This window comes from Sphingobacterium sp. T2 (genome assembly GCF_000814685.1).
Taxonomy (GTDB): Bacteria; Bacteroidota; Bacteroidia; order Sphingobacteriales; family Sphingobacteriaceae; genus Sphingobacterium; species Sphingobacterium thermophilum.
Genome location: NZ_JXAC01000136.1, coordinates 1 through 17,447, shown reverse-complemented (window position 1 = coordinate 17,447; position 17,447 = coordinate 1). Strand labels below are relative to the sequence as shown.

General features: G+C 40.0%; 20 protein-coding genes, 2 tRNA genes and 3 pseudogenes. 11 read left to right on the top strand and 14 right to left on the bottom strand.

The window, feature by feature from the left end; translation table 11 throughout:
- Nucleotides 1-724: 724 nt before the first annotated feature.
- From mgtE to SD31_RS09500, 3 genes and pseudogenes are all read left to right on the top strand, one after another.
- Nucleotides 725-2,105: pseudogene (gene mgtE, locus SD31_RS09510) on the top strand (magnesium transporter).
- A gap of 100 nt (nucleotides 2,106-2,205) precedes the next feature.
- Nucleotides 2,206-2,282, top strand: a tRNA-Asn gene (locus tag SD31_RS09505).
- Nucleotides 2,283-2,338: 56 nt separating this feature from the next.
- Nucleotides 2,339-2,415: transfer RNA gene (locus SD31_RS09500), tRNA-Asn, on the top strand.
- 67 nt (nucleotides 2,416-2,482) lie between these two features.
- On the opposite strand, the gene SD31_RS16635 is transcribed toward SD31_RS09500, so the two are convergent.
- The 13 genes from SD31_RS16635 to SD31_RS09450 all read right to left on the bottom strand — a co-directional run bounded on the left by SD31_RS16635 (nucleotide 2,483) and on the right by SD31_RS09450 (nucleotide 10,337).
- Nucleotides 2,483-2,656 (bottom strand): hypothetical protein, encoded by a 174-nt coding sequence (locus SD31_RS16635; RefSeq protein WP_156138300.1) that lies wholly within the window; start codon nucleotides 2,654-2,656, stop codon nucleotides 2,483-2,485.
- Nucleotides 2,657-2,682: 26 nt separating this feature from the next.
- Nucleotides 2,683-4,257 carry a hypothetical protein gene (locus SD31_RS09495; protein WP_197053643.1) on the bottom strand — a complete coding sequence of 525 codons (1,575 nt, stop codon included), beginning with the start codon at nucleotides 4,255-4,257 and terminating at the stop codon, nucleotides 2,683-2,685.
- Between the two features lie 67 nt (nucleotides 4,258-4,324).
- Entirely contained in the window at nucleotides 4,325-4,810 is a 486-nt protein-coding gene (locus SD31_RS09490; RefSeq protein ID WP_039053950.1) for an OsmC family protein, read from the bottom strand.
- 16 nt (nucleotides 4,811-4,826) lie between these two features.
- A complete protein-coding gene (locus SD31_RS09485) occupies nucleotides 4,827-5,225 on the bottom strand; it encodes a GNAT family N-acetyltransferase (RefSeq protein ID WP_039053953.1) in 399 nt (132 codons plus the stop codon).
- 13 nt (nucleotides 5,226-5,238) lie between these two features.
- Nucleotides 5,239-5,994 carry an MBL fold metallo-hydrolase gene (locus SD31_RS09480; RefSeq protein ID WP_039053949.1) on the bottom strand — a complete coding sequence of 252 codons (756 nt, stop codon included), beginning with the start codon at nucleotides 5,992-5,994 and terminating at the stop codon, nucleotides 5,239-5,241.
- Nucleotides 5,995-6,067: 73 nt separating this feature from the next.
- Nucleotides 6,068-6,325 carry an AraC family transcriptional regulator gene (locus tag SD31_RS21285; RefSeq protein ID WP_197053642.1) on the bottom strand — a complete coding sequence of 86 codons (258 nt, stop codon included), beginning with the start codon at nucleotides 6,323-6,325 and terminating at the stop codon, nucleotides 6,068-6,070.
- Nucleotides 6,207-6,905, bottom strand: coding sequence for a DUF6597 domain-containing transcriptional factor (locus SD31_RS17430; protein ID WP_039053948.1), 699 nt, complete (start codon nucleotides 6,903-6,905; stop codon nucleotides 6,207-6,209). The genes SD31_RS21285 and SD31_RS17430 overlap by 119 nt, the downstream gene beginning before the upstream one ends.
- A gap of 472 nt (nucleotides 6,906-7,377) precedes the next feature.
- Nucleotides 7,378-7,524, bottom strand: coding sequence for a hypothetical protein (locus tag SD31_RS16625; RefSeq protein WP_156138299.1), 147 nt, complete (start codon nucleotides 7,522-7,524; stop codon nucleotides 7,378-7,380).
- A gap of 24 nt (nucleotides 7,525-7,548) precedes the next feature.
- Entirely contained in the window at nucleotides 7,549-7,842 is a 294-nt protein-coding gene (locus SD31_RS09470) for a hypothetical protein (RefSeq protein WP_039053947.1), read from the bottom strand.
- A gap of 140 nt (nucleotides 7,843-7,982) precedes the next feature.
- Nucleotides 7,983-8,489: a hypothetical protein gene (locus SD31_RS09465; RefSeq protein WP_039053946.1), complete on the bottom strand. Its 507-nt coding sequence runs from the start codon at nucleotides 8,487-8,489 to the stop codon at nucleotides 7,983-7,985.
- A gap of 81 nt (nucleotides 8,490-8,570) precedes the next feature.
- Entirely contained in the window at nucleotides 8,571-9,239 is a 669-nt protein-coding gene (locus SD31_RS09460) for a hypothetical protein (RefSeq protein WP_156138298.1), read from the bottom strand.
- Nucleotides 9,199-9,750: a hypothetical protein gene (locus tag SD31_RS09455; RefSeq protein WP_039053944.1), complete on the bottom strand. Its 552-nt coding sequence runs from the start codon at nucleotides 9,748-9,750 to the stop codon at nucleotides 9,199-9,201. The genes SD31_RS09460 and SD31_RS09455 overlap by 41 nt, the downstream gene beginning before the upstream one ends.
- Before the next feature lie 2 nt (nucleotides 9,751-9,752).
- Nucleotides 9,753-10,337: an RNA polymerase sigma factor gene (locus tag SD31_RS09450; protein WP_156138297.1), complete on the bottom strand. Its 585-nt coding sequence runs from the start codon at nucleotides 10,335-10,337 to the stop codon at nucleotides 9,753-9,755.
- A 170-nt stretch (nucleotides 10,338-10,507) separates the two neighbouring features.
- Here SD31_RS09450 and SD31_RS09445 point away from each other — a divergent pair, with 170 nt between their 5' ends.
- The 3 genes from SD31_RS09445 (at nucleotide 10,508) to catB (ending at nucleotide 12,445) form a co-directional block, all read left to right on the top strand.
- Entirely contained in the window at nucleotides 10,508-11,212 is a 705-nt protein-coding gene (locus SD31_RS09445; RefSeq protein WP_082021896.1) for a DUF4397 domain-containing protein, read from the top strand.
- A 60-nt stretch (nucleotides 11,213-11,272) separates the two neighbouring features.
- Nucleotides 11,273-11,686 carry a hypothetical protein gene (locus SD31_RS09440; RefSeq protein ID WP_039053942.1) on the top strand — a complete coding sequence of 138 codons (414 nt, stop codon included), beginning with the start codon at nucleotides 11,273-11,275 and terminating at the stop codon, nucleotides 11,684-11,686.
- Between the two features lie 117 nt (nucleotides 11,687-11,803).
- Nucleotides 11,804-12,445: a type B chloramphenicol O-acetyltransferase gene (catB, locus tag SD31_RS09435; RefSeq protein ID WP_039053941.1), complete on the top strand. Its 642-nt coding sequence runs from the start codon at nucleotides 11,804-11,806 to the stop codon at nucleotides 12,443-12,445.
- Between the two features lie 61 nt (nucleotides 12,446-12,506).
- On the opposite strand, the gene SD31_RS09430 is transcribed toward catB, so the two are convergent.
- Nucleotides 12,507-12,782 carry a DUF4286 family protein gene (locus SD31_RS09430; protein ID WP_262506612.1) on the bottom strand — a complete coding sequence of 92 codons (276 nt, stop codon included), beginning with the start codon at nucleotides 12,780-12,782 and terminating at the stop codon, nucleotides 12,507-12,509.
- A 122-nt stretch (nucleotides 12,783-12,904) separates the two neighbouring features.
- Here SD31_RS09430 and SD31_RS09425 point away from each other — a divergent pair, with 122 nt between their 5' ends.
- From SD31_RS09425 to SD31_RS09410, 5 genes and pseudogenes are all read left to right on the top strand, one after another.
- Nucleotides 12,905-14,782, top strand: a complete 1,878-nt coding sequence (locus tag SD31_RS09425; RefSeq protein ID WP_039053939.1) for a prolyl oligopeptidase family serine peptidase — start codon at nucleotides 12,905-12,907, stop codon at nucleotides 14,780-14,782.
- Nucleotides 14,782-15,768, top strand: a complete 987-nt coding sequence (locus SD31_RS15340; RefSeq protein ID WP_052258895.1) for a hypothetical protein — start codon at nucleotides 14,782-14,784, stop codon at nucleotides 15,766-15,768. Before SD31_RS09425 ends, SD31_RS15340 begins: the two co-directional genes overlap by 1 nt.
- Entirely contained in the window at nucleotides 15,722-16,456 is a 735-nt protein-coding gene (locus SD31_RS15335; RefSeq protein WP_052258893.1) for a sensor histidine kinase, read from the top strand. Before SD31_RS15340 ends, SD31_RS15335 begins: the two co-directional genes overlap by 47 nt.
- A 6-nt stretch (nucleotides 16,457-16,462) precedes the next feature.
- A pseudogene (locus SD31_RS09415) lies at nucleotides 16,463-17,155 on the top strand (response regulator transcription factor).
- Nucleotides 17,156-17,304: 149 nt separating this feature from the next.
- Nucleotides 17,305-17,447: pseudogene (locus tag SD31_RS09410) on the top strand (transcription elongation factor GreA); the annotation flags it as partial.

The window sequence follows — 17,447 nt, the reverse complement described above, 5'->3', positions numbered from 1 at the left end:
TGTGCTTGAGAATTGTCAAATACTTGACATTTTTGCAATATGTGAATGTTGTTGTTAAAATAGTTATTGTTAATATATTGACTATTATGTTTTTAATGTTCATATTTTGATTCTTTTTGGTATAGTGCTAATATATTTAGTATTTTGTGCTTAGTATGTTTAAATTAAAAAGTTTAATTTTTATTTATTAATTGTTGGTTTACAGGATTTTATTTTTTTAAAATATTTTTAGGTATTTACTGTTTTTTTTATCCCTAGTTAGGTTATTCCGAAGGCCAATTACAGTTCGGATTGATTTAAGAATATTACTTTGCTAATCTACATTTTTTTCATGAATTCAAAGCCCGTTAATCTTCTTCATGAGGTTTAAATTCAAAACAATTTTAAGAGTTATTGGTAATATATAGATTGGAGGTATTCAGTGCTGAGAGGAGAGAGAAATTTTTACGAGAATATTGGCAAAACGTTTTTATAGGATAGTCTGTCTTCTTTCTCTACTTAAGAGTAAGCCAGAATAAGAGTGCGGCTCACCTCTAACATTTTTTCAGGATAGCAAAGAAAAGCTTCCGGCTTTGGTAGGGTGACAATATGGCATTTATGGCTGTTGTTTTTTTATCTGCAGGCTGAAAAAAAATATTATATTTTTTGAGATAAAAAAGCGACTTTTGCAACAAACTAAAGTCTGTCGACCAATGTAGGGAACATTATATTTCGGAGGAGCAACATGGAAAAATTGGAAATTCACGTAGAGCATATCAAGCTACTTATTGAGGATAATAATCTTCAAGAATTAGCCAAGTACTTGAATGAGCTAAACATTTCTGAAGTCGAAGAATTGATCGACATGCTTCCCGAACATGGTGCACTTTTCATAGAGACTTTGGATTTGAATCGCGCGGTCAATGTTTTTAGAATTCTGGACTTCCCTACTCAGGAGCGTATCTTCAAAAAACTTTCAGCACCAAAGGTTCGGGAAATTCTAAATACCATGCCTCCAGACGACCGTACTTCTTTCTTCGGGGAGCTGAAGGGGGATGTTGTAAAACGTTTGATTACGTTGCTTACTCCCGAAGAGCGTAAGGAAGCTCTTTCTCTGCTTGGGTATCCGGAAGACAGTGTGGGACGTCTGATGACGCCTGACTATATCACCGTAAAAAAACATTGGACCATACATCGTGTGTTGGAACATATACGCCGTTACGGGAGTGCTTCTGAAACCATCGATGTGTTGTACGTCATCGACTCCGACGGACGGCTTATCGACGACATTCGAATCAAAGATATTTTGTTGGCACCGCCAGATTCTTTGGTAGGCGAGCTTATTGATAACCGTTTGATATCGCTTAATGCTAACGACCCGCAGGAAGATGCCATTACAGTGTTCCGGATGAATAATAGGGTGGCGCTTCCCGTAGTTGACGAGCAGGGAATCATGTTGGGTATTGTGACGATAGATGATATCCTTTGGGTGGCAAATGAAGAGTATACGGAGGACATGCAACGCTTCGGAGGTACGGAGGCTTTGGATGAGCCGTATCTTGATGTTTCTATCTGGCATCTGGTGAAGAAAAGAGCAGGTTGGCTGATTGTGTTGTTTTTGGGTCAGCTGCTTACCGCTTCGGTAATCGGTCATTTTGAGTCGCAACTGGCTAGTGCCATAGTCTTATTCGCTCTGATGCCGCTGATCATGTCCAGTGGAGGTAACAGCGGTTCGCAAGCCTCAACGCTGATTATCCAAGCTATGGCGTTAGGAGAAGTTACCATAGCAGACTGGTGGCGTGTCATGCGTAGAGAGATAATCACCGGTTTGATACTAGGAATAATATTGGGAGCTTTGGGCTTCGTACGTATTGCTACATGGCAGCTGTTTGCCGATACATATGGTGATTATTGGATTCCTATAGCTTTAGTGATAAGCTTCTCTTTGGTGGGTGTAGTGCTGTGGGGATCTCTTACAGGCTCGATGTCTTCCTTTTGTTTTGCGTAAGCTAGGAGCCGACCCAGCCAGTTCGTCAGCGCCTTTCGTGTCTACGCTTGTGGACGTAACAGGACTTATCATTTACTTTACTATTGCTACGTTGATTTTAAAAGGAGTTTTATTGTAAAATATTCTTATTGGGAATGAGTAAGTTGTAAAATTCCTTAAGAAAATGCTTGCAGAACTCTTTAAAACTTCCGATAATTGCATCACCGAAAGGGAAACACTCCTGAATAGCTCAGCAGGTTAGAGCATCTGACTGTTAATCAGAGGGTCGCTGGTTCGAGCCCAGCTTCAGGAGCCAAAGTCTTGGACAGTAAGACGGGAAAAAGAAAATCTTTTGAAGAGTGATCTTCAAATTCCTGAATAGCTCAGCAGGTTAGAGCATCTGACTGTTAATCAGAGGGTCGCTGGTTCGAGCCCAGCTTCAGGAGCCATAAAGAAAAAGTTGCTTCACCACTGAAGCAACTTTTTTTGTTTTATGAGCATGAGATTCTTGACGTCTTATGGTGAGAGGGTCATCCACTTCAACCGAAGATACCTTTGTTCTGCAGTAGCATTTTCCTCTTGCCTAAAAACATCATAGCGTGCATTCTGAAGAATTCTTCCTTCCAGAACTAGGCTTTTTCCTTCTCGCAAAACTCGTAAGCTGTAAGGACTATGTATTTTAGCCTGCATAAGCTTGAAAAGAAAAGTATTTCCATCTAAGGGCTATCATCAACCTCCGCTTGAACTATAATATCGCCTACTTTAACTTTCACGGCTGATGTATCCGGAGAAAGTATTTTGGATACGACAAATCCTTGGGGGTGATGTTCTACCGTAAAACCTAGAGAAGGAGTGTTTTGATCCTCTAATTGGACAGGTAGGTATTGTATGCCGACAGCTTTGAATTCTTCCACAAAGTCGAAAGGTGTATAGGACATAATGTGCTTGTGGATGAAGGATTGGATTTCGGGATAGGTTAACGTTATAAATTCCTCGAAAAAGCTATCATTATCAAAAGGCTGCTTACTGCCATATTTTTTGACCAAGTCGAGATAAACTTCTCGCAACCCTCGAGTTCCTTCCGACAAACGAAGGAGGCGGAGATCTAGTATAGTAGCTGTCAACGCTCCCAACTGGTAAATGTTGCCGTATTGTTTTTTTCCTTCTGCCGTATGCCAGCTGTTACTCAGCTTAAGTAAACTGTAAGGAGGAGTGAAAGTTCTGCTACGTCTTATCATGGCAGACAGCTCGAGGAGATAGTCGTCCAATGAGATGAAGGCATTACGTAACAACATAATGTGACTTGCCCATTCTGTTATTCCTTCATATAGCCACAGGTGGTTATCTTGATTTACCGGTATGGAATAATCGGTAGATACAAGTTTGTTGCTATGCAAATTCAGCGGCGCCAAGATGTGCATAAACTCGTGGGCAATCATTTTTTGCAGATAAGGAAATAGCTCTTTTTGGGCTGGTAAGGCGTATGTAGAGCTGTTGCCATGTTCCAAAGCTCCCCAGAAGTTTAGACATGGTATTTTACTGTGGTCTTCTTTGTCATGGAAATATACTAGCAGGACATACCGGGACACGGGCGTATATCCTATAAATTGAATAGCACAGTTGATAATAGGGTGGCTCAGAGCTAAGACGGTGTCGGCATTTATGGAGTCGGAAGGGGAATAGACAAAAACTTCCACCTCCATATCTCGGATGGTAGTTTTGGATGTAGTTAGTTCACCCATCAGGATAGGAGAGTCCAACAATTCTTTATAGGAAGTTGCCCAAAAGTTTCTATTGTCATTAGACGATAAGGTAGTGCCTAATTGCCACTGGGTTGGATAATCTATTTCGATAAGTATAGGAAAATCTAATAGGCTTGAAAAATATCCAAATACAGCATGTGGATTAATTACAGCATACTCCGGTCTGATTACGGTTCCTCCTTGAGGATGGACAAGCACGGTGGTATCGGGTAGATCAAAAGTGCCTTCTATGTCGTAGATGATTTTTGCTAAATGATTGTAGGAGGTGATATACCAATCATTGATTCCTGTGCGTTGGACGGATAGTTCTTTACCTTTGGTGTCAAAAGCTTTAAATGATGACACTAACCTGCCAAAATCAAGTTTTTGATGCATTCCGGGGACATAGGCCGGGAAATGGTAAACGCTGTCATGTTGTAAGAGGCTTGGCGGTATTGTCAGTGTTACGCGGAAGCTGGATTTCGTAGGGGAAATGGAAAGGTTGTAACGAAGATGGTCATTGGCAAGTAGTGACTGTAAACTTCCCATAAGGAGGAATATATACAAGAGAACGCAGCTGATATTGTACTTAAAAAAAGGAAATGGGAAGTTAGATTTATGATGTTGTCTGTTTCTCATCTGCTGTTAATGTTAGAGCCTGATGCATGACAGGAAAGTTTACAGAATTGGCTATAAAGCATAGTTCGTTGGCTTTATGATGCAAGCGCTCTGCTTCGCTAACCATAGAGGTGTTTGCCACGGTAACAATAGGATTAAGGGTTACTTTTATAAATCTTCCACCTCCATGCTTTTCTTCTTCCATAATTCCTAAGGCTTGATCTTCGTAGGCTATGACTACGACACCTGCTTGTGCGCACAGGTGTAAATACCATAACATATGGCAGGTAGACAACGCTGAGACGAGCAACTCTTCAGGGTTATGCTTGCTTTTGTCTCCACGAAATGCAGGGTCGGAAGATCCGTAAATATCATTTTTGTCCGGTATGGAGATGATGTGATCACGGCTGTAGGCCTGATAGCTACGGGTACCTTGTCCTTGATTTCCTGTCCATTTAATCCGGACATTGTATTGATGTTTCATAGAATGACGATGAGATTTATTGAGTTCTGTGAATAATATAACCGTTTGTGACTTTTTCAAAACCTATTTTGGAATAATAGTCCATTGCTGCAGGTGCGGAAAGAAGAACAAGTGTAGTCTGGGAGCCTATCTTCTCTTTTGTGAGGTCGATAAGACGTCTGCCTATCCCTTGATGTTGAAATTCTTTTCGTACGGCCAGGTCAGACAGGTAGCAGCAGTAGCAAAAGTCTGTCAATGACCGGGCGACACCGATTAAGGTATCGCCGTGCCATGCCGAAACAATAAGGTTGGCATGTTCGTACATCTTTTGGATGCGCGCTTTGTCATTTACAGGTCTTCTTATACCCGAACTGATATAAACATCAATGATTTCTTCAATGTTCGGTTTTTTATCGGTTTTATAAATTATTTCCATGGTTATTATGGATTTAGTTTCTTGGAAATTCTGAAGGGTCATGATAAGAATACACCGTAGTTTCTGGATGTTGGAGTATAAAATGACGTATTTTGGTTAGAGCATCCTGTCTTAACCTATTGTCGTCAGCTCTTAGTTCCGCTAGTTTATGGACAGGATGTTCGTTGTCCGTAAGTTCCGATCTCAGATAATAGGCGTCACCTACGTAAAATATTTTTTCTGCTCCCAGATCTAAGGCTATACCACAATGTCCTCTGGTATGTCCAAACAGAGGAATTAGGTAGATATCTAATGTTGAAGCTAGGGAAAGTTTTCGGGCTTCCATGTCACACCAAGTATCGTCACTGCTGGCATAAGTCTTGATGATGGAGTCATGATGAAGCTGGTGTTCAAGATATCGTGGATTGCCTGAACGAAAATTATCGTATTCTTCTTGGCTCATGTGGAGGGTAGCGTGCGGAAAATCGACGAGGGCCCCGATGTGGTCGGGATCGAGATGCGATAGCACGCAATCCGTAACTTTTTCGGGATCAAGTCCGAGACGTTGAATCTGATGTATGGCAGTCCACTCTCTATTAAATCTAAATCCTACCATGTCGATGAGGTGTTGCCCTAGGCGGTTGTTGGGGTTTTCAGTGTCCTGTAGGCCTATGCCGGCATCTATTAAGATAAGCTTGTTTTCTGTTTCTATGAGAAGACAATGGCCGATGGCTCTTCCATAGCCAAGTGATAGTATTTCAACGCAGTTCAGATGATGTACTTTAACCATAGCATTTATTTGTGGATAAAGCAAAAGTACTTTTCCTCCTTTAGGAAAAATTGAACGATAGCGACATTCTTAATTAATCTGTTAGAATCCGTAGTGGGATGACAGTATGTTCGGGAGTGCGATAAAAAAACTGTTGTTTGGCTAGTACTTTCATAAATTCTTTAGGAGTGTAACCTGAGAAAAATTTGAATTCCCTATTGAAATAAGCTTGGTCAGCGTATCCGAGAGCGTAACTTATGTCTCCAATTTTTTTGAATTTTTTTGTTCTGTAGCCAGTGTATGGACTGTTGGAATTTTGTGATACGGATATAAGTTTCAGGGCACACGCCAATACGTTCTTTGAATTTCCTTTGGAACTGCCTTTGTGAGATATGGAAATACTGGGGTAAGGCAGCGGGGCTGAGCTGCGGGGCGCTTTGTGTTATCAGAAGTATACTTTCTTCCACAAAAGTTGAGAAAGGAAAGGATGCTGATTGTTTGGCTAAGGTTACGCAGAGCAGTTGGATAACCTCATAGATATTCGGACAGTTTATCAGCTGATCTATAATCTCTTTACTGAGAAGGTGTTCTAGTTCGACGAGAGCGTCTGTCAAGATGGCGGCATCAATTCCGAAAATATTTTTTAAGGCGGAAGGATAGAACTCGAATCCGCAAACAATAGCGTCTTTAATCATCTGATTTACACATGGGACGGTGCTTTGTCCGTAGATAAACGCTAAGGGTAACAGATTCCCCCCTGCTCCTTTTACTGCTGAATGACCTTCAGCGTGCTGAAATATAAGACCCGGTGAACCGTTGGCCAGAATCCGGATGGATTGATAGTGGTCGTTCGGCATTTTGAAGTCTGTAAACCAGATATTTCTGACTAAGCCGGCAAGATAAGGCGGGGGAGCAATAATTTTTACAGCCATATGCGATTCAATTATGTAGGTAATCAGCTTCGGAATGAATTAAAAATATGTTGCTTCAGAGGAATTCTTTTTAAAAATAAAGTTTAATTTCTGTTTATACAACTCTATTTCAGTTATTTATGTGTTAGTCGGGCCAAGGAGTAGATATATTCCATCTCTTCAGCATTTTTATAAGATTTAAATTATTCCATCGATAAACCATATGTCTATGAAGTATCTTCTTCTATTTGTCTTTATTCTTAGAAAAGCAGTATTATCCCTTCTTGGTAGCTGTTAAGAAACAATAGAAATAAGTAAGTGCTCTTATTGGCTTTATAAATTATAAACATGGAGGGTATTTCGCTGAAGCAATGCAGCATAAAAAGCATTAAAAGTATTAATCGGTACCAGCGAGGATAATTATCCATAGCGATTTTTATCTATAGTATTTGGCCAGATAAGCTTCATTCTGTTGTTCGTTTCATATTTAGTGTTATGGAACTTCTTCCAGCTGGAAGGGTGCTCCTATACCTGTAGTAATAAACTTTTCAAAGCTGTAAAGAAAGCTGTGCCATCCCGAAACGCAGAGGCCGTAACATTCCATCTCGGGGTGTAATCCTTCATGTGTCAGCTCTACCAATGCTATCCCTTCTACTTCAGCGATTTACCAAACAATATAGGTGTCAATCCATTCTTGTTTGTCGGAAAGATCGGGAAAGTCCAGATAAGCATCTATTACGTGCCATACAATCTTTTGCTCTGTTCGTTCTATTACTTCTATATTCTTGTAAATGTTGGAGCCGAATCGGACGGTAAACTTTTGTCCTGGATATTGGGCATTCCCTTCGAATTGTTCACTCCACCAAAGGTTAATGTGCTGGGTTAGGCTTTCAAAAATTTTCCTTTTTGGGGAATGAAAAATTAGGGTGGTTCGAAAGCTTTTGGGTGTGTTGTTCATTCTTAGCGGATATTTACTGATTATGTCTCAAAATTAAATTGCTAATAATAAACAAAATAGGACTGTAACGACATTTGGTAGAAAAGAGATCTCAATAAACTAAGGCTTCTTTACAGAAGCCTTAGTTTGTGTCTATGGGGTTATCTGTCATTGTTAGTGATGGTTCCATCGGGATTTAGCGTTGCGGTTTTTTTCTTTGAGCCGTTGATGATATTAAAGTGATATTCGTTGACATTGGTACGTTTGCCGATGATTTTCTGAAGGTTTACTTGGATGACCTTTTCTTCAGTAGGGATGAAATCTTCATCTTTACCTTGGTATAGCATGATAAGCTGTATGCCCATAGGATAAGATTCTTGGATGCGACCATCCCAGATGAATTTAAAGGAGCCCACACTATCACTTCCTTTTATGCTGACCTGAAGAATTTCGTTCTTTCTTTCGATTTTAAGGATTTCAAAGCTGTTTTTAGAATTTCTGTCATCCAATGAGCTATTGAAGAGTTTGTTTCCCATGATAAGATTTTCTTCCAGCTGGAAAGGAGAGTCATTAGCGTTGTCGTCTTTGTCTTTGCTGCAGCTTCCAAGAAGGAGAGGGCCTAGCGCAATCCAAAAGATAGATAAAGAAAGGATAAGTTGCTTTTTCATGTTTGTTGATATTAGTTTGATATTCAGTTTTTAATAGAAACACTTTTTCTGGTCTTCGCGCTACAAGACTGAAGTAAGAAGTTAAAAAATTACTTTGAACTTGAGTCCTGATTGCAAGAGGTCGATGTTCGTTTTTTTAAGGTTACCCATAGGAATTTTTACAAAAGGTTCTATCGACAAGTCTATATGTTGGGTAAGGTGTTGTTTTCTTCCCAAGGAAAAATTCAGATATCTTAAATTACTTTTGCCTTCAAAATCCTTTTCTGATGCCTGCTGCACAAACTCACTTTTCTTGACTTCGAATACTGTTATAGCAGCTCCTGTTGCCGGATCTGTCGTAACGCTTTCTTGGAGTTTTTCTGTTTGCATATGATACAGCTTTTCTTCCTTCAGTACCGTGAGGTTGGATATTCCGACAGAGGCATACCATCCATGGTAGGGCTCGTATTCTACGGACAATGGAAGGTCTACTGCCTTGAGAGAAGATTCTCCTCCCACTATTTTTGTATCATAAGACAACTGAACCGGATCGGAGTGGTGTGGGGCGGTGAGACTGGAGTACATTAGACCTGCCGAAAGTCTTATCTTTTCCGACACTTTGAATTGTGTGAGAATGCCGGCCACAGTGTTAGGATTGTGCAGACGAAAGGAGTTGGTCAGCTCTAGACCCAACTGCCATTTGTCTGAAGAAGCAGATGGCATATGAATTCTATCGGATTGCCACTTTTTCTGTTCTTTTGGCCTTTTCAAATACTAGGATTCTTCCCTTATTAAGGGCGAGCGACGTTAATTCTAATGTGATTTTAGCCTTCTTCTTCGGAGGAATGTCGGATAGCTGCGGTCGTATAGGTCTATATGCCGGTTTTTTCATACTGCTGTCCGATATGGAGGCAGTTGTCAGACTCGGTAATATAGAGTGAACCTCCTGTTTTTTCTCATTTGAGATGTCTGTTTTCTCCGTAGGGAGTATTGGGGTGGCGCTTGTGGTCGGCTTATGCGCTGTATTGGAAGGTGGTGTTGAGGAATTTCGTTCTTTGTTGTTCCATAGTAGCAGCACAGCAGATATTCCGATGGCCAGCAGGGCGGCAGCGGGAATACTCCTCCACAGCCATATCCGAATTTTACGATTTTTATTTTCCTCGTTTAATCTATCGCCATATGTTTCAAGAAAGTTTTCCCAGTTACCTTCTTCGTATGGCAGTTCGAAGTTCAAAAGACCTTCTTTTATTTCTTCAATCAATTTTTTTTCGTCGCTATCCATATTTATACCATTAATGTCTGGTACAACATTTTCAGTTTTTCTTTGGCGCGGACCAAGTACACGCGGCTGGAACTAGCGGATATTCCTATCATTTCCGCTATTTCGTCATGGTTGAACCCTTCAATTTCATATAGGGTAAATACCCTTCGGTAATTGGGGTTGAGGTGATTGATAAGATCCCATATATTTTGAATATGAAGGTTGTCCGTCGACATCACCGCAAACTGTCCGTCATGCTCTTCTGTCAGGGGTTCCTGAAGAGAAAGTTTCTTCGTCTTGCGTAGTTCGTTAAGAGCTGTTCGTGCTGTAATCTTTGCCATCCATCCTTTGAATATTTTGTTAAAATTCTGCAGGTCCTCACATTCGAAGGAGTTGAGGTTGGTGAAAATTTTCATGAAGCTATCGTTGACGACCATGCTAGCCGTTTCTCTGTCGGAAACATACCTTAAAGCAACTCCCATGAGATATCCCCAGTAGTGCTTGTAGATGCGTTCTCTCATTTTTTCTCCGATGTTTTGCCAACCTTTCGACAGAACCTCGGCTAGGTCGTTGTCAGTGCTCAATTGTTCCGACGATTTAGCTTTCAATCTCAGTGTTGCGAATTGGTTTACTGATAAAAACACCACTGGGACGCAAAACGCTACAAGAGAAAGCGTATTGGAAGAATAATTTTTTATAGTATGAGTTTTGTAGCGTTATCGTGAAAAGATGTGTTTGGGTTAGCGAATTGAATTGTTAAAGCAAAAATTAAATTACTATGAAAGTCAGATTTTTTAGAGATTCTAAACTGCTAGTTCTTGTTTCGTTGGTCGCTATGGCGAAAGTTACAGTAAGTTGTAAAGATGATGACAAAGGCGTGCCACGTCCGGAGTACGGCAAGGTCGCTTTTCTGAATGGCTCCTTTGCCAGTGATTCCTTGAATTTTTTGGTGGATTCAAAGAAAGTCAACACCTCTTTAATCGCTTATGGAGACAGTATTCATTATCTTGATGTTTCGGTAGGGGATCGTGCCTTTGAAATTAAGGCGCAGAATGATACATCCTTGGTTAAAAAGACATTTAAAATTGAACGTGATAAGAATTATACCTTGCTAGTGAGCAATTCAAAAGATGGAAAGACTGTTGAGCTGGTGCAGGTTACGGATGATCTGGGACTACCAAGTGCTGATAAGGCTAAAGTCAGATTTGTCCACCTATCGCCAGATCTTGGTAAGTTGGACTTCGCCAATGGTGATTCTACTGTGATTGCAGATGTAGATTATTTGTCGGCTAGTGCTTTTAAAGAGCTGGAAGCCCAAAAGACGAATTTCCATATTTTGGATAAAGAAACTAAAGATACTTTGCTTAGTGTAAACGATGTAGACCTTTCTAAAGGTAAGATCTATACCATCTGGCTATCGGGCTTGAAAAACGACGCTGATGAGGGCCAGAAACTTAAAGTCCATACTTTTGTTAACAAATAATTGTTCAGGTTAGGCGGAAGCTTTTCTTTTTGAAAGCTCCGCCTTTTTGTTTTTACGTATATGCAAAGGATATTATGGTTATGGGGTGTTTTATCTTTTTGGCTGCTGAGCAGCCATTCACTTTGGGCTCAATCCAAATGGGAGGAGTGCGAGCGTAAAGCACTTGAGACTACTGTGGTTTATTGTTTAGATACCCATTTGATAACACCTCAACATAAAGAAACTATTGAGTCTATCAATAGAGAATATCTGACCTCAGTCATTGAGGTGGAAAAATCGGATAGATCGCGTTGGTGGAAGATGAAAAAGCTTTGTTCTCTTAATAAGCAAAGAGAAAGGGAACTTCGTAAGCTGCTCGGAGGTAAAACCTATGGCGAGTATAGAGATATAGAGAAAGAGGTGAGGCTGACACAAAAAGATGAAAATAAGAGTGTTGATTTTCTGAAAAATAATTTATTTATAGAAAATAATTAATATATTCGTATTATGCAAAAAGCAGATTAGCATACTTAAGAAAATAAAGGTGTTTTTCAGGTAGTCACAACTAACTGCCTTGGCATTTTATTTTATTATTTTAAAGTATGCTAAACTATGGAAAATTTCTTCGAAAGTCCTTTTAAAGGCAAGATTATCAAAGATCACATAACTAATAAGAATATTACCGCAGGGAAGTATTCCTATTATTCCGGATATTATCATGGTCATTCATTTGACGATTGTGCCCGCTATCTCTTTCCTGACATAGATGATGTGGACAAGCTTATTATTGGTTCTTATTGTTCTATAGGAACTGGAGCCTGTTTTATCATGGCAGGCAACCAGGGGCATCGTTATGACTGGATTTCGAGTTTTCCTTTTTACTATATGAAGGAAGAGGTAGAATGTTTTCGGGAAGCTGCAGATGCCTTTCGTGGTGCCGGAGATACGGTGGTAGGTAATGACGTGTGGATTGGAGCTGAAGCGATGATTATGCCGGGCATCACCATAGGTGATGGTGCGGTCATAGGAAGTCGTGCTTTGGTTACCAAAGATGTGGAACCCTATACCATAGTGGGAGGTAATCCTGCCAAGCCGCTTAAAAAGCGGTTTTCGGAAGAGCACATCGCACTGCTCTTAGAGATGAAGTGGTGGCATTGGGATGAGTGTATACTTCAGGGTGCAATTCCTATTATCTGTTCGGACAATGTAGAATTGCTGTATGACTATTATAACCGTCATGTGAAAGACTTATAGGGCATAATAGCTTTAGATTAATAGGATACACAAGCCTTCACATCAAGTGAAGGCTTGTGCTTTATTTTTCCAGATATTTCATGGTGCTGTCAAACAGGAATACCTTACCCATAAAATGCTCTCCAATATGTTGCTGCAAAGAGCTGAGATATTGTTTTTGGAAGTTGGCAATATCGTTGGCATATTCAAAGTTCAGCTGTACGCAGTAGGTTTGCCCTTGGTGAGGAGAGTCCAGCATTTTCAATAATTTAGAGCCGGCAGGAAGGTTTTCTATCCATTCGTTCTGCAACCATTGCATGAAAGGTTCATGCTGCTCATTTTCGATGATTAAGGAAATGTTATAACAAATACATAGGGCAAAGTTAGGAAATGAAAAGCGTACTCCTGTAAAATAAAGGTTGCAATCACGTATAATTCTCAGAAAATTGCTTTATTTGATTTAAAGAAAAGAGAAGAATAATGCGTGCAAGGTTGGTTTTAGTTTTAGGTTTGGTGATATCACTATGGATGGTGGCTTGCAGTCGTGGTGAGGATGACCGAATTATACCTATTGAAGATTTTTTTGATAAGCCTGATCATTCTCATTTCAAGATATCTCCAGATGGAAAGAAAATTTCTTATCTGGGGCTGGAGGACCATTGTCGTAATATTTTTATTCTGGATCTAGAAAATCCGGACTCTTCTAAGCAGCTCACCTATCAGAAGAGCTTTAATGTCCAGTATTATTTCTGGGCGAATGCAGACACCATCGTATTTTCGAATGCCGAATCGTATCAGGACAGCTTGCGTTTATTTACGGTGGATGTGCATACCGAGTCTATTAATCCATTGATGAAGACTTCCAAGCATAGTATCGAATGGCTTTCGCCAACTCGTGCTTTTGGAGGTTATCTTTTAGCCAAGATGAATTATAGGGATTCTTCTAGAATGGATCTATTCCGTATTCCATTGCGGGGGGGAGAACCTGTTTTGGTGGATTTAAATGAGAACAATTTCTCCCGTTGGTTTACGTCTCCAGATGGCAAGGTACGTATGGCTGTTTCCAGTGATAGTGTGGAGGCTAAGGTATGGTATCGTGAAGAAGAGAATAAACCCTATAGCATAGTGCTGGAAACGGACTTCACGACGATGCTTTATCCGTTAGGACCTGTTAGAAATTCTACCGACCAGATTTATGCTCTTTCCAACAGAAACAGGGACAAGCTGGCTGTGGTGCGTTTAGATCTGCGGGATGGCAAAGAAAGTATCTTAGCGCAAAACAAGAATGTGGATATGAATGCCGAAGGATACTCTTTCTCCCGTCAAGAGTTGCTCTTTTCGTCTGTTTATGATAGACGTAAGGAGATCTTCATCCATAATTCCGAGCTTAAGAGAATCTACGATCAGCTGGTGTCGCAATTCGAAGGTTCTACTGTAGACATTTTGGATGTGGATAGCTCCTTCCATACAATATTGTTCAAAACCTATTCGGATATTCATCCGGGAGGTATCTACTATTATTATAAGGGAAAAGTTAAGGAGCTCACTCCGCTGAATCCATCCTTGCATGATAAGAAACTCAGTCCTATGGAAGAGGTTACCTTCGATTCAAGGGATGGCAAGAAGATTCAGGGATATATCACTTATCCGAAAAAGAAAAAAGATAAATATCCGGTGGTCGTGCTGGTACACGATGGCCCTAACCGTAGAGATGTATGGGGGTTCAATGCCGAAGTACAGTTCCTAGCCAATAGAGGGTATGCTGTCTTCCAAATGAATTACAGAGGTTCCACAGGGTTGGGCAAGGAGTTTTATGTGGCGGGCTTTAAACAATGGGGAGGAGAGATCCAGAATGATATTAACGATGGAGTAGCTTGGCTTATTCATTCCGGTATAGCAGATAAGGAACGTATAGCTATTATGGGTACAGGCTTCGGTGGCTATTCGGCTCTATATGCCGCCTGCTATAATCCTACCTTGTATAAATGTGCTATCTCTACATCAGGATATATCAATCTATTTGCGTATTTCAAACAATTTCCGCCATATTATAGTTCTAATAAACAGTTATATTACAGGATTATCGGTAATCCGGAAAAAGAATATGAGTTATTCAAAGCAATATCACCTTTGTTTCATGCCGACAAGATACGGATGCCGCTGTTGATGTTCCAAGGAGGAAAAGATATTTATAATAATGTGGCAGATGTCAATCAGTTTGTTCAGAAGCTTAAAAACAATGAGGTTAAGGTGCAATATGTGCTGAAAGAGAATGAAGGAAGAAGGTTCCGCAAGATGGAAAATATCATTGAGTCTTATCAGCTTATTGAACAATTCTTGAAAGAAAACCTGAAATAATGTCAAAACAAAAACCGAAATATAGAAAGAATCTGGGCCTATTGCTAGCCTTCTTTGTCTTCGTGACTTTGCTTTTCATTATTTCGGTAGGCTTTGCCCATGTTGTTTTGACTAATTTCGTAGAGACGGAGTTCAACAACCGCAAGACAGAAATATTTGATAATTCGTTGCGAGATTTTAACGAATTCTTTCAGGAACGTATCCCGGAAGTAGCCTTTTACCAAGGATATATGGACTCTGTGCAGGCACAGGGATTTGCGGATAACGTGCTACGTAAGTATCCTTTTGTACAGAAAGTGGAATTTTCGGATGTTATCCTCTCTAACATTGATTCCCTGAAAAAGCACATGCGCATCGGGCAATTTGGAGCCTACTCCAAAAATACTTTTGAATTCTATCTAGACAACGAATACCGGCTCATAAAAAGACGTAAGGCTAATGAGGGTAATCTTTCGAGTAATGAGGAGCTCAATACCGTGTTTCTGAAGCTATGCACATTTTTGGGAAGAAATAATCTGGATACCTCCGCCATCAAGAATACCGACCTTTTCAAGTTGTTCTATAATATTCAGCCGGGAAAGATTTCTTATCTTAATATCCCGCGTGTGAGTGATGTGATTTCCTTTCATAGCATGATCTTGGATGCTAATTTTAAGCAGACCTTTTTCGAACATGATTTTTTTGTATTTCATATACAGCCTACGCGGATACGTATAAAGAACCTGTATCCTGACTATTACGAAAATATCAGCATCCAGCCACTTGTGAATGTGGATTTGAGTGATAACGAGGGAGGGATGAAGACAGAGGTAGCACTCCCTGGTGCACTCTCGGATTATAAGCTTTCGTTTGAATCTTCCAATGCACATATAGAAAGGATACTGAATAGGTTCTTCTTTCCGGTATTGGTGTTTTTGCTTGATTATCTATTTTATCCTGTTGACTATCGGCTACCTGATCTACCGGAATGTTTCGATAAACAATAAGCTGTATCAATTACAGTATGACTTTATCAACAATCTAACCCATGAGTTTAAGACTCCAGTAAGTGTGATTAAGATCGCAGGAAATAATATTAAAAGTTCGACGACGCTTACCGAGGCGGAGAAAAATATGTATGGTCGCATATTGGATCAGGAAGCGGATAAACTTAACAGCTTGATGAATAAGTTGCTTTCATACGCACAAATCGAAAATAAGTCTATTAAGTTTAACGGAGAATTTATTAATTTACGTGAGTTTTCACAGCATATCTGCGAAGCGTACAGGGTCAAGTATCCCGACTTTGAGATTGTGGAGAATATCAAAGTTAAAGATGAGCTCTATGCGGATCCGGTATTGCTAACCAGTGTATTTCAGAATCTCATAGACAACGCCTATAAATATTCGAGTGTTGACAACAAGTTTTTGGAAATTAAAATTGAACAAACTAAAAAGAATTTTGTTATTTTATTTAGGGATAAAGGGATTGGAATAGACAAGAAAGAATACCATAATATCTTTAAGAAATTCTATCGCGTAAAAAATCAATTTAATCAACAGGGAAGTATAGGACTGGGGTTAGCCTTTTGTAAGGAGATTACCGAGTTTATGGGAGGAGAGATTAAGGTAGAAAGTGAAGTGAACCGTGGAACAACTTTTATTTTAAGTTTTCCATTAGATACAAAGAAGTAATAGAATATGGATAGAGATATAACAATTGCGGTTATTGAAGATGATGAGAATCTTCGCTTTCTGGTAAGTCATCGCTTGCAGACAGAGCAGTATAAGGTGGTGCAGGCCGGAAACGGGATAGAAGCAGAAGAGTTGATTTTATCCACCCAACCGGATATTGTTTTGTTAGATTGGATGTTGCCGGGCAAGGAGGGCATAGAAGTATGCCAGTCCGTACGTGCCAAGGGTTTTGAAAATATCATCATCATGATGACGGCAAAATCACAGGATGTAGACAAAATCGATGCCTACAGTCATGGTACACCGACTATATTACTAAGCCGTTCAACATGGATGTGCTAGTAGCCATGATCGACAACAAGGTGCGTTTCTTTGTGCCGAAGAATACAAATAAAGATGTATATACCTTTGGGGATACGAGAACACCATCCTCAGATTCACGCTTTGATAAGAAACGGCAAAAAAATAGAGCTTACAATTTTGGAAAATCGCATATTGTTGCACTTTCTGCAGAATAAAGGACGGGATATCACAAGAGAGGAGCTCATGGAAGTGGTTTGGGGCTACAGCTCAAATGTGAATACACGTACTTTGGACATGCACGTGGTGCGTCTGCGAAAGAAAATAGAGACAAATCCCGATAAGCCGTACTATCTGCAGACGGTAAGAGGGTTAGGATATAAGTTTATCGAAGAATAAGAAGTCTTCGAATTATTTTGAAAATTAAGTTTTTTAATTTATCTTCGTAAATAACGATGAACAAGACCATTTTCTCTGCCGAGCGAATGGTCTTGTTTATTTTTTTGTTTGGAAAAAAGTGTTAATAAATTAAGTTAAATAAAAAAATTATGGCAGAAGTAGCGTATTACACAGCGGAAGGCTTAGCGAAGCTGAAGGAAGAGTTGCAGTATTTGAAAACGGAGGGAAGAGCAAAGATCGCCAATGCTATAGCGGAAGCGCGTGATAAAGGCGACTTGTCGGAAAATGCAGA